Raw genomic sequence first — 24,859 nt, forward strand, 5'->3', positions numbered from 1 at the left:
AAGCCTGAGCCCTTGGCCGCCCACGGCACCGGCGCCTGCGAGGTCTTGCCGCACTCGCGGCAGGCCACGCGCGGCACCCGGCAGTGGATGAAGGCCTTGAACTGGAAGAAGTGCAGATGCTGCCAGGTGCGCTCCACCCGGTCGTGCACCGGCTGGTCCGCCGCCCCGCAGACCGGACAGGCCAGCCGGGCCGTATCGCACGACACCTCGAAGTGGATCGCCCCCTCATCCGGACGAAACGACACGCTGTCTACCGCCCACGGCGGCGTCAGCCCCAAAGCCTGGGTGAAGAGTTGTTCTTGCATCCGCCAAGGCTGACATCATCCGGCGGCCCGTTCCACACCAGACGCGATGGAGCCGGAAAATCTCCGGGCCCTTTTTCTTTGCGCCCATCCCCGCGTGGCGCGGGGTTCCGGCCATCTGGGTTGCGGGTGGCCCTCACCCGAAAAGCCCGAAATCGGCCACTTTTTCGACCAGAGCCGTCTCTATTCTCTGTTTGGCCTGCGGGTAGGCGCAGAGGGCGGTCTAGCAAAATCAACCAGTTACGCGCGGCGGTTCATCGTCAACCAAGGGCATCAGTCACCAGCAGAACTGGACGGTGTGCGTCACTTGTACTAACATTGCGGCAGTTGGTCTAACAATCGAGGTGCTGCCATGACGGCCGTTGCATCGTCGCCTTCCGCCCGTACTGCCCGACTTGGGCTGCGTGCCACCCCCGAACAGGAGGCGGTGCTGCGCCGCGCCGCCGAGGTGGCCCACAAGTCGTTGACCGATTTCATCCTCGACAGCGCGTGTCTGGCCGCGGAGCAGACGTTGCTGGACCAGCGATTGTTCATGGTCTCCGGCAGCCAGTACCAGGCGCTGATGGATCTGCTGGAGCGCCCCGAACAGGTCAATGAAGGGTTGCGCGATCTGTTTGCCCGCAAGGCGCCCTGGGACGCCAAGTGACGTTGCGCGCGCCGGAGCCCCTGGCCGCGCAGCATCGGCTGGAGGGGTTTGATTGCGGCAAGCCCGCGCTGAATGACTGGCTGTTGCGTCACGCTCGCCAGGCACAGAGCAGCGGCTCGGCCAAGACCTTTGTCGTTGCTGAGGATGATGGTCGCGTGGCGGGCTACTTCAGCCTGACCGTGGGCCAGGTCGACACGCTGGAGGCGCCGGAGCGCATCCGTAAAGGGATGGGGCAATACCCGTTGCCGGTGGTGATTCTGGCGAGGCTCGCTGTCTCGGTGACGAACCAGGGGCGAGGGATAGGCTTGGGTCTGCTGCAAGATGCGATTCGCCGCACGATGCTGATTGCCGAGCAGGCTGGCATCCGTGCCATGCTGACCCATCCCATCGATGATGAGGCGGCGAGGTTCTACACCCGGTTCGGGTTCATTGCATCGCCACTACGCGAGAAGCAATTGCTGCTGCTCTTGAAGGACGCCCGTCGCTGGATACGTTGAATCATGGCCGTGGAATCACTGCCTACCTTCACCAAGCCTGCCCGTCAGCGCTGGTGATAGGTGATCAAGGGCGCGTAACCCGGTCAAGCATCAAACCCTGCCACCACCGCCCGTTGCGCCGCACAGTCGGTCGGCAGTGGATTGCGCTGGAACTACAGCAAGCTCATGCAGCGGGGCTGTTGCCTCGGTGATGCGGCTGGCGGCGATTGGCAGAATTCCGGTGCAGGCTGCGGCTATCGGCATTGTGCTGGCGTTTGCGCTGGGGGTGTGGCTGTCCTGACCCGGCCGCATCTGCGTTCAGACAGTTCGCGGCGAGACTGCCGTATAGCCTTGTTCGCTTTTTGCGAAGTCAATCGTTCAAGTGTTCCGCGGGGTGGTCAGGAGAACCTTGGGTGGGCTTGATGTGCCGATCCTGATCTGGATCAAGCGTTGCAAGGAGTGCACGCCTGAGTGGGGCCAGATTTGACCTGAGTCAACGAGCCGAGGTCTGGAAACGTGGAATCTGGCAGCCCCTCATGAACCAATGCGAGGTTTGCCATGTTGTCGCGTCAATCCGTGTACCTTGCGGTGGCCTGCCTGCTGGCCACCGCGCCTCTGCGTGCGGCCGATACGCCCAAGGCGACATTCGAATGGGATCTGCGCCTGCGCCACGAAGCCGTGGACGATGCCGCCTTTGCCCACGATGCCCAAGCCACCACCGCGCGCCTGCGTGCGGGCGTGCGTCTGGCCCTGGCACCCGGCTGGAGTGCGCTGCTGGAAGGCGAGGGCGTGGCCGGCAGCGGCCATTACAACAGTGGCGCCAACGGCAAGACGGCTTACCCGACGGTGCTCGATCCGACCAGCGCCGAGCTCAATCAGGCCTGGATCGGCTGGTCCGGTGCGCAGGCCGGGGTCACCGTGGGCCGGCAGCGCATCGTGCTGGACAACCAGCGCTGGGTCGGCAATGTCGGTTGGCGACAGAACGAGCAGACCTTCGATGCCGTCGAGCTGCGTTGGCGTCCCACTGCCGATTTGACCGTGCGTTACGACTGGCTGGACAAGGTGCATCGTGTGGCCAGTGATCGCGCCCTGAACCCGTTGGCGCGCGAGCGGAATCTCGATACCCACCTGCTCAATGTTGCCTGGACGCGTGGTGCGCAGCAGTGGGTGGGCTACGCCTATCTGCACGACGATCGCGACGTGGCCAGCGCGTCCACCGCAACCTATGGCCTGCGCTGGACCGGCAGCCTCCTGCACGAGGGGCGCGGCTTGGGCTGGACCGCCGAAGTCGCCCGGCAGTCCGACTATGCGCGCAATCCCGCCCATTTCGATCACACCTACTGGTTGCTCGAGCCGAGCTGGACCCAGGCCGGTGTGACCGTGCGCGCCGGTTGGGAACATCTGGGCGGCGACGGCCTCACCGCCGTGCAGACCCCGCTGGCGACGCTGCATGCGTTCAACGGGTGGGACGACCAGTTCCTGGTGACCCCGGCCAAGGGGTTGGAGGATCGCTATCTGGGCGCCAGCGGCAAGTTTGGATTCGGCACGCTGGCAGGCAAACTGAACTGGGCGTTGACCTGGCACGACTACCGGTCTGATACCGGCGGGCTGCATTACGGCAGTGAATGGAACGCCTCGCTGGGGTTCCCGCTGCCGGGTGGGCTGACCGGTCTTGTGAAGTTGGCCGATTACCGCGCCGATGCATTTGCCCGTAACAACACCAAGATCTGGCTGCAAGTGGAGTGGCGCGGCAAGCAGACGTTGGCACGCTGACGTGAGCGATCTGGATTTGCGTGATCTGCCGCCGCCTATGCCTTTCCAGCAGGCACTGGCGGCGGCAGAGGCGCTGCATCCCGGGCAGACGCTCGTGGTGTTGACACCGCTGTGGCCGTGGCCGTTGCTGGAAGCGCTCGAAATGCGGGGATTGGAGTGGGGCTGCCAGCCATGCGCCGATCGTGGCGTGCGGGTCAGCATTCACAGGCCGGAAGCACGTCCCTTGACGCAGGGAGGCATGGAATGACGGCGCTGGCCATTGGCAATGGTCCAGCGCCTGCCAGCCCGCGGCGATTCCTGTTGACCGCTTCGGCCTGGGGCGGGGTGGCCGGCCTGCTGTTGGCGGATGCGGGTGGCAGTGCCCTGGCTTCGCGCTGGGGGGGGTGTGACTTTGGCGCTGGTGCACGCGTTCACCCTGGGTGTGCTCGGCAATGCCATGGTCGGCAGCCTGCTGCAGTTCTTGCCGGTGGCGGCGGGTGCGCGTGTGCGTGGCGGGCCATGGGCAGCACTCGCGGTGTACCTGTTGTTGAATACAGGCGCAGTGTGGCTGGTGCTGGCCTTCCGCTGGCCGGGTTGGCTGGCACCGAGGCCGGGGGGGCTGTTGGTCGTGATGGCGTTCCTGGGTCTGGCGGCATTGACGCTGCCGGGGATCGTGCGGGTGTCAGGCTCACGGCTACTGCGCTGGGGGCTCGGTTGTGCGATTGCCGCAGGTGTGCTCACGGCGTTGCTCGGGTTTGCGCTGCTGCAGGTGCTGGCCGGACGCTGGAGCCTGCCGCTGGTGGACGTCACCAATGCGCATGCCGGCTGGGGGGTGTTGGGCTGGGTGCTGGCGTTGCTGGTGGCGGTGGCGCGGGTCGTGATGCCGATGTTTCTGGGCACGCCCAATGTCCCGGCGTGGCTGCAAGGCAGCTGGATAGGACTGTTGTATGGGGTGCTGGCAACCGTGTTGGCCATGGCCCTGCATGGTCGCGTCCTGCCGGTGCAGCGGGGTGTGGCGGCTGTGCTGGTCGTGGCCGTCGGCCTGGCTGGCGTGTGGTTACAGCAGCGGGCGCGCAGGCATGGGCGGCATCTACTGGGGTGGTTCTGGCGCGCCGGATTTGCCTTGCTCATCGTGGCCGGCAGTGTCCTGCTGGTTGGGGGTGAACACAACCTGCTGCGTGCGGCTGTCATCGGTCTTGGCATCGGGTTACCGCTGCTGGTGACCGGCATGCAGCTGGAGATTTCCGCTTTCCTTGGCTGGATCGATTTGCATCGACAGTGTGGGCGTGGGGTGCATCTGCCGGGAGTGGAGTTGCTGTTGCCTGTTCGCGACAAGAGCCTGGTGCTGGCCCTGCATGGGCTGGCGGCGTTCATGCTGCTGGCGGCGCTGGCCCAGCCGGCATGGGCCAGCGCCGGTGGTGTGGCGTTGCTGCTGGCGTATGCCGCCACGTTGATCGCGCAGACAGGGGTGGTCTGGCGAGCGCGGCGTTTTCTCAAGACCCGCAGGAGGATGGCATGAGCAAGAAATTACCCTTGGTGTATGCCTGTTCCGGATGCTCAAGCGCGGCGCAGATGGCCAATCATCTGGCTTTGCGGCTGGATCGTGCTGGTGAGGCGGAGATGTCTTGTATCGCTGGCGTCGGTGGCGGGGTGGCCGGCCTGGTGCGGACTGCACGCAGTGGGCGCCCGATCCTGGCACTTGACGGGTGTGTGCTGCATTGCGTGACGGCCTGCCTGGCCAATGCCGGCGTGACGGCCGATACCCATCTGGTGCTGTCCGACTATGGGGTGAAAAAGCGCAAACATGCGGATTTCGACCAGCAGCAGGCCGATGCGGTGTATGCCGCGCAGGTATTGCCGGCTGCCCAGGCGCTGCAGACACGGCAGGCGGAGCAGGCGGTATGAATCGGCCGGTGCCCGGTCTGGCCCCGCTGCGGCATGCCATCGATGGCGTGGATGATGGGTTGGTGCTGCTGCTTGCAGCGCGCACGCATCTGGCGCGTCTGGTCGGACGTCTGAAAGCCGGAGCCGGGATGACCGGGCGTGATGCGGCGCGTGAGCGCCGGATTCGGCAGCGTGCGGAACGCCTGGCGGTGCGTTTGGGCGTGTCGCCTGAGGCGGCCAGCCGTCTGGTGGCGCTGGCCATCGCCGAGGCGTGTCGTGCACAAGGGCTGGAATCTGATCTGGATCAAGGTGCCGTCATGGCAGCCGGCATGATCATTCCCCGTATGGACATCCATGATTCCGATTCCACACTGAAGCCTTCGCATGCATGGTTGCGGTTGTTGCCACCTCCCAAGCGGTTGGCGCCGGTAGTGCGCCTGCTGCCGATGCCGGTGCAGCAGCATCTGTTGGAGCGGGCCATGGCCAGAGTGCTGGCTGGGCCGATCCGGGAGGGGGCGCTCGATTTCATGGCCGGACGACGGCTGGGGATCGAGGTCAGCGATCTGGGGTTGCGCTGGGTGGTGACCCTCGAAGGAGGGCGGCTGGTGGTGGTCAATGCGCCTGCCGAGGCCACGGTACGCGGTACTGCCACCGATCTGCTGTTGCTGGCAGGGCGGCTGGAAGATGCCGACACCCTGTTCTTCCAGCGCCGGCTGGTGCTGGCCGGTGATGTCGAGTTGGGCTTGACCGCGCGCAACCTGCTCGACCGTCTGCCCTGGGAAACAGTGCCGCTTGGCTTGCGCATCGTCCTCAACCGTGGTGCCCGGCTGGCGCGTGCGGCACGGGCGGCTTATCACGCCAGCAGTTGAGGCGCCGGCGTACCGTTTTTGCAACCGGCCAAGGATGGCTTCCGTGATCAGTTCTGCCCGCTTCCGGGCCGCGTTTTTCATCGAACGAATGAATTCCACCGCAGACCCCATCTGGCATCCCGCACTCGAAGCCCGGCACGCGCCCCTGGTCGAGACACTGGAACGGCTGCTGCCCTGCATGGAGGTGCCATTGCACCTGCCGTGGATCGACGCCATCCTCGATCTCAAGCGCCGGCGTGGGGCGCTGATCATGGCGCACAGCTACCAGTCGCCGGAAATCTTCCACGGGGTGGCCGATGTCACCGGTGACTCGCTGGCGCTGGCACAGGCTGCCGCCGAGTGTGACAGCAGGCTGATCGTGCTGTGCGGCGTCCATTTCATGGCCGAGAGCGCCAAGATCCTGGCGCCTGACAAAACCGTGCTGATCCCCGATCCGGAGGCCGGTTGCTCGCTGGCGTCCTCGATCACGGCCGAGGATGTGCGTGCTCTACGCGCACGCCATCCTGGTCTTCCAGTGGTGAGTTATGTCAATACCAGTGCGGCGGTCAAGGCCGAATCCGATATCTGCTGCACATCGGCCAATGCCGTGCAGGTGGTGGAAGCCATGGCGGCCGAGTTTGGCGTGGATCGGGTGATCTTCCTGCCAGACCGCTATTTAGGGGCCTGGGTGGCGCAGCAGACGGGGATCGATCTGGTGCTGTGGCAGGGGCAGTGCGAGGTGCATGAAACCTTCACCGCACAACAGGCACGGCATACCCGCGAGCAGTTCGACGCCAAGATCGTGGCACATCCCGAGTGCCCGCCTGAGGTGCTGGCCGAGGCAGATTTCGTCGGCTCCACCAGTGCAATGGGGCAATGGCTGGAAAAGACCCGGCCGGCACGGGTGGCCCTGATCACCGAATGTTCCATGGCCGACAACCTGCGCAACCGCTTCCCGCAGGTGGAGTTTATCAAGCCATGCAACCTGTGCCCGCACATGAAGCGGATCACTCTGCCGGCGATTCATGCGTGCCTGCGTGAGCTGAAACATGAAGTGCACGTGCCGGAGGCAGTGGCTGCACGTGCACGTATGGCACTGGAACGGATGCTGGCGGTGGGCCGGCACGACAAGGTGTGAAGAGCGAGTTGCCCATTCTCGTCGTTGGCGGTGGCATCGCCGGGTTGTCGGTGGCGCTGGCTGCTGCGCCCGCACCCGTGCGGCTGCTCACCCGTGCGATCAACCCAAGAAGTACGGCCAGCCTGTTGGCGCAGGGAGGGATCGCGGTAGCCGTGGGGCCTGGTGACACGCCGCAGGCGCATGCCGACGACACCTGTATTGCCGGTGCCTTCCACAACGACCGCGCCATGGTCGAGCTGTTGACCAGCCAGGCGAGGGAAGCGGTGGACTGGCTACACGCCCTGGGGGTGCCATTCGATACCGATGAGGCAGGTCGGTGGCGGCTGGGGCGTGAAGGTGGCCACCGCTGCGCCCGGATCGTCCATGCCGGTGGCGATGCCACGGGTGCCAGGGTGATGGATGCCCTGGTTGCCACGGCGCGGCGTGCTACACACATCCAACGGCTGACCGGGGTGGAGGTCGATGGTCTGGTCGTTCGCGATGGCGTCGTTTGCGGTGTCTGCCTGATCCACCCCGATGGCCGTCGTGAGGCGATGCATGGGCGTGCCGTGGTGCTGGCGACCGGCGGTATTGGCGGGTTGTTTGCACAGACCAGCAACCCGCCCGACGCGGATGGCAGCGGGCTGGCGCTGGCGCAGGCGGCAGGGGCGGCCCTGCGCGACCTGGAGTTCGTGCAATTTCATCCCACCGCGCTGGCGTTGCCCGGCCAGCACAGCCTGCCGCTGCTCACCGAGGCATTGCGGGGCGCCGGTGCCCGGCTGTGCGATGCGCATGGCCGGCCGCTGATGGCGGGCGTACATCCGCTGGCGGATTTAGCGCCGCGCGACATCGTTGCACGGCGGGTCTGGCAGGCGCAGCGCGAGGGTGGTGCATGGCTGGATGCGCGCCATCTTGGTCAGGACATATCGGTGCACTTCCCGACCGTGTTTGCCGCCTGTCTGGCACACGGCATCGATCCACGGATTCGGCCCATTCCAGTGGTGCCGGCGGCGCATTTCCATATGGGGGGTGTGCAGGTGGATGCGGATGGCCGGACGTCTCGACCGGGGCTGTATGCGGTGGGGGAAGTGGCCTGCAATGGTGTGCATGGCGCCAACCGACTGGCCAGTAACTCGTTGCTGGAGGGTGTGGTGTTCGGGCGCCGGCTGGGTGCATTGCTGCGCCAGTTGCCGGTACCGGATGGCGGGGGAGGGCGCCATCGCATCGTGCGGCGGCCTCCAGCGTTGGCGCCGGCCGGTTTGATGCAGCTACGCATGCTGATGAGCCATGCCATGGGGCCGGTTCGATCGGAGGCCTCTTTGACGGCGGCGCTTGAGACATGTGCCGCACTGGCGGCGCGTGGCTGGCAGGCGCGCCTGGCGCAGGCCATGCTGGCCGCGGCGCTGCAACGCCGCAGCAGCCTTGGGGCGCATTACCGCTGCGATACGGTGCCGGCCCCAGCCTGACCCGTGGGAGATGGCGCATCCCTGTGCCGGATGACGTCCTGTCAGAACGGTCCGGTCGGTGCAGGCGTGGGCCTTTGCGGATCAGTGGCGCAAGCGGGAAGCCGCATGCCTGGGCCGCCGTGCCAGTAGCCGTTGGGCTGACCAAGCCGCGCGGGTGGTTGGGTGCTCCGGCGCGCGGCATCGAAATGCCTGACCACGGCCTCCATCCCGTCGGCTTGTGGGTACAGGCGCAGAATGTCCACGCCGAGCGCACGCAGCACTGGCAGTTCCGGGCCCAGGTCGGTGATGTCCTCGCCCTGCACCGAGATGCCATTGATGCGCAGGAATGGCTGGCCCTCACGCGTGGCCAGCGGCAGCCCGTCGGGGTAGTCGATGCAACGAAAGCCGCACTGGTCTTTCGGGACATCCAGGGCGCGCGCAGTAAAGCAGCGGGCCGAGAACGCCAGTGGCAACCGGCCCCAAGCGATCACTTCCAGTTCCGGCATCGGGTGACCGGCGAGGACGTAGGCATCTCTCAGTGACTGGATCAGGGTCTGTCCCTGTTCGACTCCGGGCACCCAGCGGCGCAGGCCGTCTTCCACCAGCAGTTTGAGTGCGTGATGGTTGTAAACATTGAGCGTCGGGCCGGCGACGAACGGACGTCCTTTTGCCCGGCACAGTTGTACGGCCGACAGGTCGTTGGCCTCGATCCAGAAGCCACCATGGGAAATCTGCCGGTCGAGCACGCTGAGTTCGGATTCGGCTTCGATCAGGGCCAGCGTCGACAGCACCACCTCCTTGCCGGAGGCAGCCAGTTCCTCGGCCAGCGCCAGCCAGTCGGTGGTGCGTAGTTCGCGGCGTTTGCTGCAAACCGTTTCGCCCAGATAGACGATGTCAACGGGCCAATCGACGACCTGGCGATAAAACGCCAGCGTGCGCTCGCGTGGCCAGAAATATTGCAGTGGGCCCAGGCTCAGTTTCATCGGGATTCCTTCTCAGTGCCAGGCGCGGTGGTAGGGGCCAAGCGTGGTCTGGTGGCCTTCGGCATGGCGCGCCAGTGCTGCCTGCCAGTCTGGCCTTGGTTGCCAATGCGTGGCATCGGTCTGGAGCTGGTCGATCGCCTGGCGCCAGATGCGGGTGACCGCGCTGACATAGGCCACGCCACGCTGACGGCCTTCGATCTTGAGCGCAGCCACACCGATCTGCTTCAGGCGCGGCAGGAGTTCCAGGGTGTTGAGGCTGGTGGGTTCTTCCAGTGCATGGAAAACCTCCGCCCCGACCTGGAATCTGCCTTTGCAGACAGTGGGATAGCCGGCTGGTTCCTGCGGCTGGAACGTGTCGATCAACACACCATTGAGGCGCACGCGACGGGTGCCGTCTTCGTGTTCCTCCCAGCGCACGAACTTGGCAGGCGAGCACACACCATGACGGTTGGGAGAGGCGCCCGTGACATAGCTGGACAGTTGGCAGCGGCCCTCCACCATGATGCACAGGCTGCCGAAGGCAAACACTTCCAGCGCCACGGGCGACTTTTCACACAGGCGCTCGACCTGCTGGATCGACAGTACGCGCGGCAGTACCGCCCGGCTGATGCCAAACCGTTCGTACGCATAGCGCAGGGCGGGCGCGGTGGTGGCGCTGCCCTGTACCGACAGGTGGCGCGGTAATGCCGGATAGCGGCGGGCGGCGTAATCCAGGACCGCCATTTCGGCGGCGATGATGGCATCGGCGCCCAAGTCCGCCGCCTTGTCCACTGCGGCTTGCCAGGTGGACAGGCTGGCGCTGTCCGGGTAGGTGTTCAGTGCCAGATAGACCTTCGCCTGCCTGGCGTGGGCGTAGCGGATCCCGGCGCGCAGTTCGTCATCGGAGAAGTTGAGGCCGGGGAAGGCGCGAGCATTGGTTTGGTCGCGAAAACCGGCATAGACCGCATTGGCGCCAGCATCCACGGCGGCTTGCAGAGCCGGCAGATTGCCGGCGGGACAGACCAGTTGCATGCAACATGCTCCACAGGGCGGGATGGTGGCATGGTCTGCGCGGACTGCACATGTGGCATTGACCTGGGTCAAATGACGATGCGTCGCATCTGCGGGCCGATGCCAGGGGCGCCCTGGATCACGTGGTCAGTGTGCGCCACACGGCGTCCACCCGTTTTTCGACCTCGGGGTCGAGCCGGATCGGTCTGCTCCAGGCACGCTGGGTTTCTGCTGGCCACTTGTTGGTCGCGTCCAGGCCCAGTTTGGAACCGAGGTTCGGCGTGGGGCTGGAGAAGTCGAGGTAATCGATCGGGGTCTTGTCGATCAGTACGCTGTCACGCACCGGATCGACCCGGGTTGCAATCGCCCAGATGACCTGTGACCAGTCGCGCACGTCGATGTCGTCATCGGTGACGATCACGAACTTGGTGTAGGTGAACTGACGCAGATATGACCAGATCCCCATCATGATCCGGCGTGCGTGCCCCGGATACTGCTTGCGGATCGACACCACTGCAATCCGGTAGGAACATGCTTCCGGCGGCAGATAGAAATCCACGATTTCGGGGAACACCTTGCGCAGCAGCGGTACGAACACGTCATTGAGTGCCATGGCCAGCACCGAGGGCTCATCGAACGGTGCGCGTCCCATGTAGCTGCCCTGGTAGATGGCGTCCCGGCGCAGGTGCATGCGCTTGATCGTCATCACCGGGAAGTGATCCTGTGCGTTGTAGTAGCCGGTGTGATCCCCAAACGGGCCTTCCAGCGCGGTGTCGTCTGGATCGATAAAGCCTTCCAGCAGGATTTCGCAGCCCGCAGGGGCATCCAGTCCGGTCAGTGCGCTGGGCCAGATCCGGGTCCGTTGGGCGCGTAGCAGGCCGGCGAACTCGTATTCGGACAGCGTGTCCGGGATCGGCGCCACCGCCGCCAGCAGGGTGGCGGGATCGGCCCCGATCGCGACCAGCACCGGGAACGGCTTGCCGGGGTGCGTGGCTTTCCAGTCGGCAAAATCCAGGGCGCCGCCGCGGTGCGGCAGCCAGCGCATGATGATGCGGTTTCTGCCGATCACCTGTTGCCGGTAGATCGCCACGTTCTGCCGGGGTTTGCGTGGACCACGGGTGATCACCAGGCCAAGGGTGATGAGCTTGCCGGCATCTTCCGGCCAGCAGCGCTGGATCGGCAGCCGGGCCAGATCGACCTCCTCTCCTTCCAGCGTTTCGTGCAGGAAGGCGGCATCACTGACTTTCTGTGGCGCCACATGGGCCAGCTGCGCCAGTTCTGGCCAGATTTCCAGCGCCTCGCGCAGGTTTGCCGGCCAGCGCGGTTCGCGGATGGCGGCCAGCAGCTCGCCCAGTTCGCGCAATGAGGCCAACGGCCTTCCGGCCAACGCGGCTTCGATCCGGTCGCGGTGGCCATAAAGATTGCCCAAATAGGCGTGGGAACTGCCGATCGGATGCTCCATCAGCAGCGCTGGCCCACCGTTGCGAAGCGCCCGCAGGCTGAGCGACGTGGTTTCGAGGTCGGGATTGATCGGTGCGCTGACGCGCAGCAGCTGTCCCTGTCGTTCGAGGTTGGAAAGAAAGCTGCGCAGATCGTGGTAGCTCATGCGGTCGGTTCAGGGGGCGATGAAATGTCCGGTCGCGATTGCCCGGCTGAGTGCCTGTGCCCAGGGGGTGATGTCGATGCTATGGGCAGCACGCCAGCCGGGATCGAACAGGGTTTGTGCATAGCGGGTGCCGCGGTCGCACAGCAGGCTGACGATGCTGCCGCGCTCTCCGCGTTCCCGCATGCGGGCGGCCAACTTCAGACACGCGACGAAATTGGTGCCGGATGAGCCGCCATAGCGCGTACCCAGCAGGGATTCCAGCAGCAGCGCTGCGGCGATCGAAGCAGCATCTTCGACCTCGATCACCTCGTCCACCACATCAAACAGGAAGCCGGGTTCCACCCGGGGGCGACCGATGCCTTCGATGACGGTGGGGCGGCTGGCTACGACATCGAGATCTCGGGTACGCCAACCGAGCACGTAGGCGCTGCCGGTGGGTTCGGCCACGCATAGGCGAGTCTCCAGCCGGCGATAGCGCAGATAGCGCCCGATGGTGGCGGAGGTGCCACCGGTGCCGACACCGCAGACGATCCAGGTGGGCACCGGTTGTGGCTCACGGCGCAGCTGGCCGAGGATGGATTCGGCGATGTTGTTGTTGCCGCGCCAGTCGGTGGCACGCTCAGCGAGGCCGAACTGGTCGAGATGGCAGGCCCCCTGGGCAGCATGCCAGGCGGCACGGGCGTGCACCTTGGCCGGATCTTCGACCAGATCGCACTGGCCGCCCAGCGCCTGCACTGCATGAATTTTCTGTGGCGCGGTACAGGCCGGCATCACCGCGATGAACGGCAAGCCGAGCAGGCGGGCGAACCAGGCCTCGGAAATCGCCGTGCTGCCGGACGATGCATCCACCACGGTCTGTCCCGGCTGCAGGCGGCCGTTGCACAGCGCATACAGATAAAGTGAACGCGCCAGCCGATGTTTGAGGCTGCCGGTGGGGTGGCTGGCTTCGTCCTTGAAATAGAACGGGATGTCCGGAAACCCCGGAAGATCGACCCGTAGCAAATGGGTGTCAGCGGAGCGGGTGGCTTCCTGCTCAAGCAGGGCCAGCGCCTGGTGCACCCAGGTGCGGTGGCTGATGCCGGGGTGGGGCGAGGACGTGTTCATGCGAGTGATCCCGCGCTCCCCGTGCGACTCATGCGTGGCTGGCCAGCAATGACCGGATCTGGTGTTCGAGATAGTCGCAATAGAGGTCGATGTAGCTGATCCCGTTTTCTTCGTCGAGCAGATACGGATTCATCAGGGTGTGGCGCAGGATCAGCAGACGGTCGCCGTCTTCCTCGCGCAGGCTGGCTGGGTCGAGATCAAGCTCGGTCAGGATCCGGCGGGTTTCCAGGTCGCCCAGGGCGTCGGGTCGCAGGGTCGTCACCGAACCGAAGAACTGCTTGTCCTGCACCGGCCTGGTTGGATCGATGCGCAATTCGTCGTGCAGGCGGCGCAGGAAGGCATTGGCGGCAGCGACCCGATGGTTACCGCAGGGATTGATCGCGATGCAGACCAGGTTGCTGTCGGGCGGGAACGGGACGGTGACGTGCGCCACTCCGCGCAAGGCCTCGGCCACCCGTTGGGTGCGGGCGTGGAAGGCTTCGGCCGCACGCAGGGTTTGCGCCGGCAGGCGTCCGAAGTGGGCGTGATCGAGCGGCAGGACGCTATGGGTGACATAGACCCCGGCCACAGCGGCCCCGGATTTGGAGCCTTCCGGGATGAACTGGCCAAGGTTCCGGTAGCGCCGCAGATACTCCTGCGATGCCGTGTCATGGAAGACGTAATCGGCTTCTTCGGCCAGCAGAGTGATGGCGCGGTGATCACGGCAGATGAAGGCGCCTGCTCCGTAGGGCAGATACCCAAGTTTGTGGGGGTCGACGGTCACCGAATCGGTGTGGCCCAGGGCGGCGATTGCCGAGTACACGGCAGGCGAAGGGAACTGGCGAAACTCCGCGGCGACCTCTTCCCGGGTGCGCATGCTGCCATCGGGGTTGCGGAACAGCGTCGCCAGATAGCCGCCCCAGGCGGCATCGACATGCACAGAAAACCCCAGCCCGCGGGCAGCGTAGCGGTCGCGCGCCGCCACCACTGCGTCGATCGGGTCGATGGTGCCGTATTCGGTCGTGCCCATCACCGCCACCGCCAGCAAAACCGGCTGACGTTCCTTCTGGCAGCGGTGCAGCACCGCATCCATGGCCTCAACGTCGATCCGCATCCCCTTTTCGGGCAGCTGTTCCAGTTGCGCACGGCCCAGCCCGAGCAGCTTCATGCCCTTGCTCCACGAGTAGTGAGCGGTAACTGGCGCCAGGACTTTCGGCACCTTCAGCTCGGAATGCGCCGCAAAGAAAGCGGATATGCCGCGGTGCTCGATGCGCTCGCCGTGTACCCGCGCCTGCCAGTGGCGGCGTTCTGCCGGTGTGGCCTGGGCGAGCCATTGCTGCCAGGCATCGACCAGGGCGATGGCGTCCTGCGGGGATAAATTGAAAGCGCTCCAGTCGTCTTCCGGAAGCGCGAGATCGGGCACGCCAGCCGCCCGTAGCGCCACCGGAAAGGCTTTCAACGCCAGGGCCAGCCGCAGTGCCTGGTAGTTGGCAAGCGTGCCACCGGAGGTGAGATGGCCGAATGCGCAGCCGGGCCGCTGCGGGTCGTTGCTGTACCCCAGCATCCCGGCCAGTTGCAGACCGACCTTCACTTCCAGCTCCACCGTGACGGGGGCAGCGTCCTCGGTCACGTTGTTAGGGTTGTAGGGCAGGGTGAGGATCTGCGCGGCCAGCCCCGGCAGCAGTAGATCCGAAGCCATGTGGCCGATGTAGCGCGGACTATGAAATGGCACCGACTTCTTGAGGGCCGCAGAAAGCTGATGCAGCGCGCGGCGCATGCGCGCTTCGAAGGCAAGGTAATCGGGATGCTGGGCGGCAGCGGTGGAGATCGCTGGCGGGTCCTCGGGATGGAAATTGCGCCGCCAGTACACGTGGTCGCGCAGGAATTCGACGACGAGTTTTTCCAGCAGGGTGTCGTTCTCGCCGTAGGGGCCGAGGAAGCTGGCATCCAGAAAGCGCGGACGGGAAGGGGGCGAGGATGTCATCGTGTCTGCCTCAGACAGGCCGCACCAGCAGCCACCATCCGGCTGGATGGTGCATGCGGGCAATGCCGTAAATCGACACAAAGGTCAGGAGTGCTGCGGCATACAACAGGGCGCGCCGGCGCAGCGGAAGCTGAGCCCGCATCGCCAGCATGCCCAGGCCGATATACACCACCACCAGGATCAGTTTCACGGTCAGCCAGTGATTGGTGAACATGCCGGCTGGCAGCATCGAATACAGCATGGTGGCCGCAGTCAGCAGAACGGTGTCGATGCTGTAGCTCAAGTACCTCGGCAACCAGTGGCGTGGCCAGCGTGCTCCAAACAGCGAAGCGCCGCAGCGCAGCGCAAACAGCGTGCCGCTGCAGATCACTGCATGCACATGCACCCATTTGACCTGCGGATAAAACACCAGCAGCGAGGACATGCCTGCCTCCTCAACCCGGACGGCCGTCGGCACGTGGATGCAGGTAGATCGATAGCGAGCGGAGTACCCACGGCAGGAAGGCCAGCAGCCAGCCAGCGGCCGCCATCACCTGCCAGGCGTAGGTATCCGCTAGAGCTTCAGCGACGATGCGTAGTACCGCGACCAGCTGGAGCAACGCAAATGCAAACCAGCCTGCGGCCGGCATTGCCAGTGGCCGGCCGGAGTGTCCCTGGGTGACCCGCGTGACCATGGCCACCAGCAGGCTCCCGAAAAAGCCGATGAACAGCGCATGGGCCGGGCCGCGGCCAAGCACCAGTTCGCCGCCTGCGGCGAGGATGGCGCTTTGTACGGCATACAGTGCAAACGCGACCGGCAGCCAGGCAAATCCGAAAAACAGCACCCACAGCAATCCCGGGGCCTTGCCGCGTGGCCACCAGTGCCAAAGCACCCAGGCACTACCGAGTGCCAGTACCGTATCCACCGGCCACAGTACGCTCTCCCGGTGGGCCAAGGTCAGCCCAAGGTGTGCCAGCAGCAGCGCCCACAACGCGGCTAGCAGCCACATCGGCCGCCAGGGGCGGTAGCCTGCCACCACGTTGCCGGCAAAGAACGGGAACATCCGGTGCGCCACGGTGGCGTACACCGGCAGCAACAGGCCGAAGCTGCCCAGCTTGATTGCCACCACCACCGTCCAGGGGTGCGCGCCGTGCAGGAACGCTGCCATCAGCAGCAGGCCCAATAGGCCAAGGGTCAGGGCGGCAAAGCATGACCATGCATGCCAGGTCGGCCCGCGCTTTTGCCGGCGTTCGGCCAGCAGTACACGCCCCAGCTGCACCAGCCCGTAGGTCCAGCCGGCCACTGCCATCAATACGCCAACATGTACCATGACCGGCTGGCCGGACAACAGTCCGCCCACGACCGCAAGCTGTCCGCCGAACAGACCCAGGCCCACGGGGACGTAATGCCAGCGTGACAGCTCAGGCAACCCCATCCAGCGCGGGAAGGTGGTCATCAGAAAGCCGAACATGAACGGCGGCAGCAGCTGGTATTGCATCACAAAGGCATGCATCCAGCCGCCGAAGGGGGTGCCATCGGGCAGCCCGATCACCCCCCAGCGTGCATCGATCAGCCACAGCAGCCACCAGGTCATTGCCAGCAGCACATTGACTGCACCGACGAAAAACAGCAGCCGGTGCGGGGCCGCTGCCAGCAGGGCAGGGGAAGGGGAGGCGTTCAGGACAGGAGTCGGGCGCATGGCGCAAGTCTGGCGGGACGCATCCGGCCGTACCTTGATTCAGATCAGATCCGCCCCGCTCGGCGGATGCGGGCGATCACCGCGGACAGCCCCTGCCCTGCGGCCGGGCGTACCGCGCTCACTTCACTCGTGAACATGTCAGCCTTTGCCGTACCCGCCCGCGTTGCGTTCCTGCAGCGGCGGACACGGATCCGAGCCATCGGAAGCACTATGCGCCGCAGTCACCCGGCTTGAGCTGGGGTGCTGCGTGAATTTCTGAGCCGTGCGTTCGCCGGCATCCTCTCGGCCTTGGCGTGGCTGTCTTGGGGCGGATTGCCGTCGATTGCAGGGGCAGCGCAGCTCTTTATCCCGGGCTAGCTGGAACACTGGTCCGGCAGGTCGGTATAGCGGTGATTGACGGCGGCAGGTCCGCAGGCCGGGCAATGCGGGTCGCGACCAAGTCGGATGCGTTCGAACTGCATGCTAAGTGCGTCCACACAGAGCAGCTCGCCCTGCAGGGGCGCCCCGATTCCCAGCAGCAGCTTGAGTGTTTCCGTGGCCTGCAACATACCAATCAGCCCCGGCAGCACGCCCAGCACCCCGGCCTCGGCACAGTTGGGGGCCAGATCCGGCGGCGGTGGCTGCGGGAACACGCAGCGATAGCAGCCATGCGGTGTGCCGGCTGCCGGATGAAACACGCTGACCTGGCCCTGGAAGCGTTCGACGGCGCCATATACCAGCGGGATGCCCAGGCGGACGCAGGCATCGTTGACCAGATAGCGGGTGGAAAAATTGTCGGACCCGTCCACCACCACGTCATGTCCGGCCAGCAAAGACTCGACATTCGCAGCCACCAAGCGGACCTGATGGCCGCGGATACACAGGTGGGGAGCAAGTGCCTGCAGCCGTCTCCGTGCCGATTCGACCTTGGGCTGGCCGAGATCGGCCTCGCCATGCAAGACCTGACGTTGCAGGTTGCTGCGCTCGACCTGGTCATGGTCGATCAGGGTCAGCGTCCCCACCCCGGCTGCTGCCAGATACAGTGCCACCGGTGAGCCCAGGCCGCCGGCACCGACCAGGGCGACCTTGGCGGCCCGCAGGCGGCGCTGGCCTTCCAGCCCGACCTCGGGCAGGCGCAGGTGGCGGGAATAGCGCTCGAGAAATTCCGGGGATTCCTGCGCGGCGGTCATCGGCAGGCCGGCCTGTGCCCATCGACGGGTTCCGCCGGCGACCGACCACAGCCGGGCATACCCCTGTGCCCGCAGCCGTTCCACCGCAGCGCGGGTGCGGACGCCGGTGGCGCAGATCAGGCCGACTTCGGCCTCCGGCCCCGGCAGCCAACGCTCCGGTGACGCCAGTAACTGATTCAGCGCGACCGCGCGTGCGCCTTCGGCCATGCCGGCGGCGCGTTCGCCGTCTCCGCGCACGTCCAGCAGTGGGATGCCGGCCTGCAGACGGGCAAGCGCCTCTTCAGGCGATAACTCGGGAGTGTGGGTGGTCATGGCGACACATCACTTCAGAGGCAGGAGAGTGGAGCATGGTAGCGCCCGGGACAGTGGAGGCCCGAAGGTGGGGCAGAGCGAAAAGGGCGGGGGGATTGAAGGGCGTGCTGGTCGGAGTAGGATGGGGGCGCAGTCCCTCTCATCCAGGAGGTTGTCATGTCTGCTTCGCATGCTGGTTTCCTGCCCGAGCGCAGCCCGTTGTGGAAAGTGTTCTGGTTGTACGGAGTGATCCCCAGCAATCTGCTCTGGCTGCTGGTGGCCTGGTTGGTGGATCACGGTCAACTGCCAGGTGCGACGCTGGGGCTGCTGGTGTTTCTGCTTGGCTACACGGCATGGATCGTGATGGCGGTATGGCGGGCTGCGCCCAAGGCCACAGAGCCGCGCTACGGGATGATTGCGCGGGCACTGACCGTGGCCTGGGCGATCAATACCGTCCTGATGGTGCTGTTCCTGGGGGCCTCGCTGGTGCGCACGTTGTTGAGCAGCTGAATCAGATGAACTGAATCGGCTGGCCATCACGGTCGAAGGCGGCGAATTGGCTGATTCGGCCGCCGTTGATGGCATTGACCATGAATCGCAGCGGCTGGGCGGCTTCGTCCGGGCTGGGTGCGATGCCGGCGCGACCGCTCAGGCAACCGACGAACACCATGTCCCAGTGCTGGCCGGTCTGCATCGACTCGGTGACTAAGGTCGCGAACGAGTCGATCTCGTCCGGCGTCTTGTCGACACACAGGCAGGGTGCAAGCGTGCCGCCTTCGCCGCGTTCAAAGCGTTCACGCTGCGCGGGGGTGGCGTTTTCCGGCAGCTCCACCCGGGCAAACACGAACAGAAGCCGTTGTGGTTCTGGCTGGTGGCGGGCAGCGGTGAGCAGATCCTGGAAGGAATACAGGGACATGGGGGAGTACCGTGTTTGCCTGGACAACCTCGTGGCAGAGGCGCCATCGATCAAGAATTGTGGCTCGCTCAGCAGCGATGTACGCGATTGGGCACGCAAACCCCAGGTTCGGACATGGGCCGGGCTTGGCGTGGGCTGACACGTCCAGGATGGGACTGTCCAGACCTCATTGCGCAGGCTAGCACGGTCGATGGCCGTCATTCTTGATTCTGGTCAAGTGCACCCGGCAGTGCCGGAGTTAGACTGGCCTTGTTTCATCTCCAAGCCCTGCTGCCTGGGTGCATCGCGGAGCCCCGTGTTGCATATGGCAAAGGGCCGTGGCCCGGGTGTGTGACGGGTCACCGGGTCAGGCTGGAAACGGGCTGGCCTTCCCGTTCTGGAATGGAGTGTCAGCATGACCCGCCTCATCGATGGCTACGGTCGCACCTTTCCCTATCTGCGCCTGTCCCTGACCGAAGCCTGCAACTTCCGTTGCAGCTATTGCCTGCCCGATGGGTATCGCCCGGATGGGCGGCCCGGGTTCCTCACCCTCGATGAGATCCGCCGACTGGTGCGCGCGTTCGCTGCGCTTGGCATGCGCAAGATTCGCCTCACTGGCGGTGAACCCAGTCTGCGCAAGGATCTTCCGGCCATCATTGCGGCGGTGGCGGCAACGCCAGGAGTCGACACGATCGCACTCACCACCAACGGCTGTACGTTGCCGCGCCATGTGCGCCGCTGGCGTGAGGCTGGATTGACGGCGCTCAACGTCAGTCTGGACAGCCTGAATCCGGCTCGCTTTGCAGCGATTACCGGGCATGACCGCTTTGCCGACGTCTGGGAAGGGGTGGAGATCGCCCAGACGCTGGGATTTGCGTCGGTCAAGCTCAACGCGGTGCTGTTGCGTGGGGTCAATGACGACGAACTGCCCGCCTGGTGCGAATACCTGCGCGACCGCGACGTATCGGTGCGTTTCATCGAGCTGATGCGGACCGGCGACAACCAGGCATATTTCGAACGTCACCACGTCCGGGCTGAACGCCTGGAGGCGGATTTGCGGGAGGCAGGCTGGATGTTGCAGCCCAGGGCGCGGGATGCCGGGCCGGCGCGGGAGTACGCGCACCCGGACTATCGCGGCCGGATCGGCGTGATTGCGCCGTACTCGAAGGATTTCTGCGCTGGCTGCAACCGTCTGCGGGTGACTGCGCGAGGCGATCTGCGGCTGTGCCTGTTTGGTGAGTTTGGCATACCGCTGCGGCCTCTGCTGCAGTCGGACGACGATTTCGACGCATTGGTGGCGCGTATTTCCATGCAGTTGGGGCTGAAGGCCGCAGGCCACGGCCTGCACGAGGGGCGGACTGGCATGACGCCGCATTTGGCCTCGGTGGGCGGATGAGTCCAACACCAGAAAGGATGATCCGGGCATGATCGATGAATTGAACGCGGCGGCATTTCACATGGCCGATATCCGCGACAAGCGGCCAACCCGTCGCCGTGCCGTGGCGGTGGGCGAATTGCTGGCCGGTCCCCTGGCGTTTCCGCTGATCGTGGAGCGTCGCCTGCCCAAGGGGGATGCTTTGATGATGGCGGAAGTGGCCGGAATCCAGGGGGCCAAGATGGCATCGATGCTGATGCCACTCTGTCACCCGCTGGCCTTGGAACTGGTGCAAGTGCGCTGTGTTCCGGTGCCGGAGCGTCAGGCCATCCGGGTGTATTGCGAGTGCGCAACCGAGGCCCGTACGGGTGTGGAGATGGAGGCGCTGGCAGGCGTCAATGCCGCATTACTCACCCTGTATGACCTGACCAAACCGGTCGAGCCGGCGCTGGCGATGACCGCGATCCGGCTGTTGTTCAAGGAAGGCGGCAAGAAAGGGCTATGGCTGCATCCCGACGGCATGACCGAGGTAGAGCGGGCGCATTACCGTCCGCGTGGGATCCCCAGTCTGGCGGGTGTGTCTTGCGCGGTCATCACCTTGAGCGATCGTGCAAGCCAGGGTGAGTACGAAGACCGTTCCGGCCCAGTGCTGGTCGAAGGGCTGCAACGCCTGCATGCCGACATCCGCCACGTCGAAGTTCTGCCTGATGGCGTCGAGCTTCTGACGCAGCGGTTGCGTACGCTTGCCGAAGACGGTGTGCGGCTGTGTCTATGCACGGGCGGCACTGGCCTGGGGCCGCGCGATCTGACCCCGGACGCCGTGTGCAGCGTGGCCGACCGGAGGGTGCCGGGCCTGGCCGAAATGTTTCGCAGCGAGAGCGCCCGGCATACGCCGCTGGCCTGGCTCAGTCGGGCCGAGGCGGCCCTGGTGGGCAACATGCTGGTGCTGGCCCTGCCCGGCAGCCCGCGGGCGGTTCGGCAGGGCATGGACATCCTGGCGCCGCTGTTGGCCCATGCCGTGGCGATGATCGAGGGAGGCGCCCATCCATGATCGGATACAACGACGCATTGGCGATCCTGCGGAATGTCTGTCGGCCTCTTCCAGTGCAACGGCTTGCCTGCGCACCGGGGCTGGTGCTGGCTGAGGATGTTTTCAGCGATGCGGCGCTGCCGCCATTCGACAACGCCGCCATGGACGGCTTTGCACTGTGTGTGGGGACTGCGGGGGCGGCGGCCGGCAGCTGCTATCCCGTCGCTGGAGCGCAGGCGGCTGGCGATGCCGGCCTGCAGGCACAGCCTGGTGTGGCATGGGAGATCATGACCGGAGCCCGTATGCCGGAGGGGCTGGATGCGGTGATCCCGGTGGAACAGGTCGAGGTGCTGGAACGCGCATCGGATGGACGCGCGTTGCGCATCCGGCTGCAGGCTGATCTCCCGCAGGGGCAACATGTGCGGCGTGCGGGTGAGGATGTCGCGCGGGGCGAGCGCGTGTTGACGGCCGGAACCCGCATTGCGGCGCCTCAGCAGATGCTGCTGGCCGCCCTGGGGGTGGCCGAAATCGCGGCCCGTCGCCCGCCGCGGGTGGCGCTGCTCAATACCGGCCGCGAGCTGGTGGACGACCCGATGCAGCCGCTGGCCTCGGGCCAGATTCGCAACAGCAATGGCCCGTTCCTGGCCGCGCGTATTGCTGACGCTGGAGCTGTCTTGGTGGTTCGCGAAACCGTCGCCGATGACCCGGCGGATTTCTTGAATGCGCTGGAGCGGGCGCTGGCGGCCGGTGCAGACGTCCTGCTCAGTACCGGTGCCGTGTCGATGGGGCGCTACGACTTTGTTCCGGACGCCCTCCGCCAGATCGGCGCGACCATCCATTTCCACAAGGTGCGTATCCGCCCGGGCAAACCGGTGCTCTTTGCCACCCTTCCAGGGGGCGCCTTGTTCTTCGGTCTGCCTGGTAACCCGGTCTCCAGTGCGGTGGGTCTTAGGTTCTTTGTCGAACCGGCGTTGCGCATGCTGACCGGGTTGCCTCCGGAGCGTCCGTTGAAGCTGCCGTTGAGCGCGCCGTATGGCAAACGGCAAGGCGTGCGCGTCCATCTCAAAGGTCGGGTCATGCCGGATGCCGCCGGGCGGCTGTGGGCACAGGTGCTGCCCGGGCAGGAGTCATTCCGGATTGCGCCGTTGGCCTGGAGCAATGCCTGGATCGTGCTGGACGAGCCGGATGGAGAACTGCCGGAAGGCGCTCTGGTGGACGTGTACGGGCTGGGCCATCTGCTTGGCCTGCAAGTGGAGGGAAGCTGCGCATGAAGGTCGCGATAAAACTGTTTGGTGCATTCCGTGACCATGAGCCCAGCGGGCAGGTCACACTGGAGATTGCGGATGGGGCCCGCGTTGCCGATTTGCGTCAGGCCCTGGCGGCCTTCGCAGCGGCCCATTGGCCCCGGTTCCGGCCCGGGTTGCTGGAGTATTCGGCGTTTGCCAGTGAAACGGCGGTGTTGCGCGAGACCGAGCCGGTGCCGGCCAATGGTCATGTGGCGATTCTGCCGCCGGTGAGTGGAGGCTGAGCATGCGCCCTTACCAGTGCATCGTACGGGATATCTCCGAAGGCGGGCTGGATCCTGGCGCCGCGCTTGAGTTCGTCTCTGACCCAGGGTTTGGGGGCATTGCCCTGTTTGTCGGCCGGGTACGCAATGTCAACCATGGGCGCGTGGTGACCGGCATCAGTTATGACATGTTCGTGCCGCTGGCGATGCATGGATTTGCCGAAATCGCCGAACGCGTCGGGCGTGATTTCGGGCAGCAGGTCAAACTCTACATCGGGCACGCCAAGGGTCGGCTGGGGTTGGGGGATCTGGCCATGGTGGTCGCGGCCGGGACGCCGCATCGCGACGAGGCGTTCCGTGCCTGTCGGCAAGTGGTGGAGGCCGTCAAGCACACCAGTCCGATCTGGAAACAGGAGCACTACGAAGACGGCGACAGCGCCTGGAGCGAGGGGTGCTCCCTATGCGGCCATGCCAGTAGTGAGGATGGCCATGCCGGCCACGGGCACTGAGTCTGGCTGGACCGGTGTGGTACTGGCTGGCGGTCAGTCGCGGCGGATGGGGCGTGACAAGGCGACGCTGGTCTGGCGCGGAAAAACGTTGCTCGAGCACATGTGTACACGTCTGCAGGAGGCTGGGGCGACGCGGATCGTGGTCAGCGGTGCGGTGCCTGAAAAGGGTGGGGTGCCCGACCGGGTGCCAGGTCTTGGCCCGTTGGGCGGAATCGCCAGTGTGGCCGCCGTCCTGGACGATGGCCCGCTGTTAGTCGTGCCGGTGGACATGCCCCTGATTGAGCCGGAGTGGCTGGCCCGGCTGGCCGCCTGTCAGGCGCGTTGTGCCTGCTATCAGGGGCATATGCTGCCGTTGTGGTTGCAGCTGGATGCTCTGTCCCGTCGGGTTCTGTCGGACGTCCTGCAGCACCCGCCAAAGGATCGCTCGCTCAAGACCCTGCATGCCGGGCAGCAGGGCGTGTTCCTGCCCCTGCCGGAGCAGGCCGCAACGTGTCTGGTCAATCTCAATACCCCTGAGCAATGGCAGGAGGTGGCGTCATGAAGGTGCAACTGCAAGGGCAGACATTGCGATTTCGCATTGATGAGGCAGAACTGGTGGTGTTGCAGGCCGGCGGCGTGGTGGAAAACCGCACCTGTATTCCAGGGGAATGCCTGACCCAGAGCGTCGTGCTGACCGATTCGCCCGCGCCGACGCTGGAGCACGGGGTTCGGCTGCAGCTGCCGCGCAGCCTGCTGGACACCTATGTCGCCCGGTTGCCATGCCGTGACGGGTTGACGATCCGCCTGCCACTGCCGGCAGATCAGGAACCGCTGGAGATCGTGTTCGAAGTGGACGTGCGTGACAGTGTGCGGGCCCGTGGGCCGCGCAAAGTAGCGGGCGCGCATTGAGGGGCGGATTGCCGTCTACTTGATCTACGTCAAGCCTGCGCCGATGGTGGCACGGGATTTGATCCTGATCAAGACAATGTATGAGTCCACCACCTTTGGCACTCGGGTTGGTGCTGGAGCAGGAAGTGTAGCGGGGGTCGCTGGCCGAGGGCGTGGTGGGGGCGCTCGGCGTTGTAGAAGACGAGCCAGTTGGCCAGCTGCTGGTTGAACGCATCCAGGTCGGTAAAGAGCAGGTCTTCGTGGTAGTCCACGAAGGACTCCTGCACGGTTCGATTGAAGCGTTCGACATGCGCGTTCATCTTGGGTGTCTTGGGATACGTGTACCAGCGCTGGATCCCCTGCGTGGCGAGCGCCTTGGAGAAGTCGGCCTCGAACTCGGAGCCGTTATCGGAGAGCACCC

Annotated in this window: 28 protein-coding genes and 1 riboswitch; of the genes, 17 read left to right on the top strand and 11 right to left on the bottom strand. The window is 65.4% G+C overall.

The genetic code is table 11. The features are described from left to right. The coding region (locus BUA29_RS09110) for a transposase family protein (protein ID WP_143148873.1) at positions 1 to 305 on the bottom strand (305 nt) is incomplete at its 3' end. Between the two features lie 349 nt (positions 306 to 654). Here BUA29_RS09110 and BUA29_RS09115 point away from each other — a divergent pair. The 9 genes from BUA29_RS09115 to BUA29_RS09155 all read left to right on the top strand — a co-directional run bounded on the left by BUA29_RS09115 (position 655) and on the right by BUA29_RS09155 (position 8,491). Next, entirely contained in the window at positions 655 to 948 is a 294-nt protein-coding gene (locus BUA29_RS09115) for a type II toxin-antitoxin system TacA family antitoxin (RefSeq protein ID WP_072756271.1), read from the top strand. Continuing rightward, complete coding sequence (locus BUA29_RS09120; protein ID WP_072756272.1) at positions 945 to 1,445, top strand: GNAT family N-acetyltransferase; 501 nt, start codon at positions 945 to 947, stop codon at positions 1,443 to 1,445. The genes BUA29_RS09115 and BUA29_RS09120 overlap by 4 nt, the downstream gene beginning before the upstream one ends. Before the next feature lie 537 nt (positions 1,446 to 1,982). Continuing rightward, positions 1,983 to 3,197 carry an alginate export family protein gene (locus BUA29_RS09125; RefSeq protein WP_072756273.1) on the top strand — a complete coding sequence of 405 codons (1,215 nt, stop codon included), beginning with the start codon at positions 1,983 to 1,985 and terminating at the stop codon, positions 3,195 to 3,197. 1 nt (position 3,198) lies between these two features. Beyond that, positions 3,199 to 3,444: a DUF2249 domain-containing protein gene (locus BUA29_RS09130; protein WP_245770534.1), complete on the top strand. Its 246-nt coding sequence runs from the start codon at positions 3,199 to 3,201 to the stop codon at positions 3,442 to 3,444. A 153-nt stretch (positions 3,445 to 3,597) separates the two neighbouring features. Then, positions 3,598 to 4,695 carry a hypothetical protein gene (locus BUA29_RS12235; protein ID WP_178137914.1) on the top strand — a complete coding sequence of 366 codons (1,098 nt, stop codon included), beginning with the start codon at positions 3,598 to 3,600 and terminating at the stop codon, positions 4,693 to 4,695. Beyond that, positions 4,692 to 5,081: a putative zinc-binding protein gene (locus tag BUA29_RS09140; protein ID WP_072756275.1), complete on the top strand. Its 390-nt coding sequence runs from the start codon at positions 4,692 to 4,694 to the stop codon at positions 5,079 to 5,081. Before BUA29_RS12235 ends, BUA29_RS09140 begins: the two co-directional genes overlap by 4 nt. Continuing rightward, on the top strand, positions 5,078 to 5,929 hold the full coding sequence (ubiT, locus tag BUA29_RS09145; RefSeq protein ID WP_072756276.1) for a ubiquinone anaerobic biosynthesis accessory factor UbiT: 852 nt from the start codon (positions 5,078 to 5,080) through the stop codon (positions 5,927 to 5,929). The genes BUA29_RS09140 and ubiT overlap by 4 nt, the downstream gene beginning before the upstream one ends. An 88-nt stretch (positions 5,930 to 6,017) precedes the next feature. After that, positions 6,018 to 7,046 (top strand): quinolinate synthase NadA, encoded by a 1,029-nt coding sequence (nadA, locus tag BUA29_RS09150; RefSeq protein ID WP_072756294.1) that lies wholly within the window; start codon positions 6,018 to 6,020, stop codon positions 7,044 to 7,046. A gap of 8 nt (positions 7,047 to 7,054) precedes the next feature. Next, positions 7,055 to 8,491: an L-aspartate oxidase gene (locus BUA29_RS09155; protein WP_245770535.1), complete on the top strand. Its 1,437-nt coding sequence runs from the start codon at positions 7,055 to 7,057 to the stop codon at positions 8,489 to 8,491. 41 nt (positions 8,492 to 8,532) lie between these two features. Here BUA29_RS09155 and BUA29_RS09160 read toward each other — a convergent pair whose 3' ends face one another. The 8 genes from BUA29_RS09160 to moeB all read right to left on the bottom strand — a co-directional run bounded on the left by BUA29_RS09160 (position 8,533) and on the right by moeB (position 18,276). Next, positions 8,533 to 9,453, bottom strand: a complete 921-nt coding sequence (locus BUA29_RS09160) for a U32 family peptidase (protein ID WP_072756278.1) — start codon at positions 9,451 to 9,453, stop codon at positions 8,533 to 8,535. Between the two features lie 12 nt (positions 9,454 to 9,465). Beyond that, complete coding sequence (gene ubiU / locus BUA29_RS09165) at positions 9,466 to 10,464, bottom strand: ubiquinone anaerobic biosynthesis protein UbiU (protein WP_072756279.1); 999 nt, start codon at positions 10,462 to 10,464, stop codon at positions 9,466 to 9,468. A 118-nt stretch (positions 10,465 to 10,582) separates the two neighbouring features. Beyond that, the gene (locus tag BUA29_RS09170) at positions 10,583 to 12,049 is read right to left on the bottom strand and encodes a UbiD family decarboxylase (protein WP_072756280.1); all 1,467 of its coding nucleotides are present in this window, start codon (positions 12,047 to 12,049) and stop codon (positions 10,583 to 10,585) included. 9 nt (positions 12,050 to 12,058) lie between these two features. Continuing rightward, positions 12,059 to 13,153: a PLP-dependent cysteine synthase family protein gene (locus tag BUA29_RS09175; RefSeq protein ID WP_072756281.1), complete on the bottom strand. Its 1,095-nt coding sequence runs from the start codon at positions 13,151 to 13,153 to the stop codon at positions 12,059 to 12,061. A 28-nt stretch (positions 13,154 to 13,181) separates the two neighbouring features. Beyond that, positions 13,182 to 15,116 carry a pyridoxal phosphate-dependent decarboxylase family protein gene (locus BUA29_RS09180; protein WP_072756282.1) on the bottom strand — a complete coding sequence of 645 codons (1,935 nt, stop codon included), beginning with the start codon at positions 15,114 to 15,116 and terminating at the stop codon, positions 13,182 to 13,184. 10 nt (positions 15,117 to 15,126) lie between these two features. Further along, positions 15,127 to 15,540 carry a SirB2 family protein gene (locus tag BUA29_RS09185; protein WP_072756283.1) on the bottom strand — a complete coding sequence of 138 codons (414 nt, stop codon included), beginning with the start codon at positions 15,538 to 15,540 and terminating at the stop codon, positions 15,127 to 15,129. A 10-nt stretch (positions 15,541 to 15,550) separates the two neighbouring features. Further along, on the bottom strand, positions 15,551 to 16,795 hold the full coding sequence (locus BUA29_RS09190; RefSeq protein ID WP_072756284.1) for an NnrS family protein: 1,245 nt from the start codon (positions 16,793 to 16,795) through the stop codon (positions 15,551 to 15,553). Positions 16,796 to 17,148: 353 nt separating this feature from the next. Continuing rightward, positions 17,149 to 18,276: a molybdopterin-synthase adenylyltransferase MoeB gene (moeB, locus tag BUA29_RS09195; protein WP_072756285.1), complete on the bottom strand. Its 1,128-nt coding sequence runs from the start codon at positions 18,274 to 18,276 to the stop codon at positions 17,149 to 17,151. A 156-nt stretch (positions 18,277 to 18,432) separates the two neighbouring features. Here moeB and BUA29_RS09200 point away from each other — a divergent pair, with 156 nt between their 5' ends. Continuing rightward, positions 18,433 to 18,765, top strand: a complete 333-nt coding sequence (locus BUA29_RS09200; protein ID WP_072756286.1) for a hypothetical protein — start codon at positions 18,433 to 18,435, stop codon at positions 18,763 to 18,765. A gap of 1 nt (position 18,766) precedes the next feature. Here BUA29_RS09200 and BUA29_RS09205 read toward each other — a convergent pair whose 3' ends face one another. Continuing rightward, a complete protein-coding gene (locus tag BUA29_RS09205) occupies positions 18,767 to 19,171 on the bottom strand; it encodes a ribonucleotide reductase subunit alpha (RefSeq protein WP_072756287.1) in 405 nt (134 codons plus the stop codon). A gap of 246 nt (positions 19,172 to 19,417) precedes the next feature. Next, positions 19,418 to 19,574: riboswitch (molybdenum cofactor riboswitch) on the top strand. Here BUA29_RS09205 and moaA point away from each other — a divergent pair. From moaA to BUA29_RS09240, 7 genes are all read left to right on the top strand, one after another. Then, positions 19,566 to 20,546, top strand: a complete 981-nt coding sequence (gene moaA, locus BUA29_RS09210) for a GTP 3',8-cyclase MoaA (RefSeq protein WP_072756295.1) — start codon at positions 19,566 to 19,568, stop codon at positions 20,544 to 20,546. (Overlaps the previous riboswitch by 9 nt.) A 28-nt stretch (positions 20,547 to 20,574) precedes the next feature. Then, positions 20,575 to 21,576, top strand: a complete 1,002-nt coding sequence (moaCB, locus tag BUA29_RS09215; protein ID WP_072756288.1) for a bifunctional molybdenum cofactor biosynthesis protein MoaC/MoaB — start codon at positions 20,575 to 20,577, stop codon at positions 21,574 to 21,576. Continuing rightward, a complete protein-coding gene (locus tag BUA29_RS09220) occupies positions 21,573 to 22,826 on the top strand; it encodes a molybdopterin molybdotransferase MoeA (protein WP_072756289.1) in 1,254 nt (417 codons plus the stop codon). Before moaCB ends, BUA29_RS09220 begins: the two co-directional genes overlap by 4 nt. Further along, positions 22,823 to 23,083: a MoaD/ThiS family protein gene (locus BUA29_RS09225; RefSeq protein ID WP_072756290.1), complete on the top strand. Its 261-nt coding sequence runs from the start codon at positions 22,823 to 22,825 to the stop codon at positions 23,081 to 23,083. Before BUA29_RS09220 ends, BUA29_RS09225 begins: the two co-directional genes overlap by 4 nt. 2 nt (positions 23,084 to 23,085) lie before the next feature. Then, a complete protein-coding gene (locus BUA29_RS09230) occupies positions 23,086 to 23,571 on the top strand; it encodes a molybdenum cofactor biosynthesis protein MoaE (RefSeq protein WP_072756291.1) in 486 nt (161 codons plus the stop codon). Then, the gene (mobA, locus tag BUA29_RS09235) at positions 23,552 to 24,112 is read left to right on the top strand and encodes a molybdenum cofactor guanylyltransferase (RefSeq protein ID WP_072756296.1); all 561 of its coding nucleotides are present in this window, start codon (positions 23,552 to 23,554) and stop codon (positions 24,110 to 24,112) included. The genes BUA29_RS09230 and mobA overlap by 20 nt, the downstream gene beginning before the upstream one ends. After that, a complete protein-coding gene (locus tag BUA29_RS09240; protein WP_072756292.1) occupies positions 24,109 to 24,459 on the top strand; it encodes a hypothetical protein in 351 nt (116 codons plus the stop codon). The genes mobA and BUA29_RS09240 overlap by 4 nt, the downstream gene beginning before the upstream one ends. 68 nt (positions 24,460 to 24,527) lie before the next feature. Here the strand turns inward: BUA29_RS09240 and BUA29_RS09245 are convergent. Further along, on the bottom strand, positions 24,528 to 24,859 hold a 332-nt coding region (locus BUA29_RS09245), incomplete at its 5' end, for an integrase core domain-containing protein (RefSeq protein WP_143148875.1).

It is taken from the genome of Thermomonas hydrothermalis, assembly GCF_900129205.1.
In the GTDB taxonomy this organism is placed as follows: domain Bacteria; phylum Pseudomonadota; class Gammaproteobacteria; order Xanthomonadales; family Xanthomonadaceae; genus Thermomonas; species Thermomonas hydrothermalis.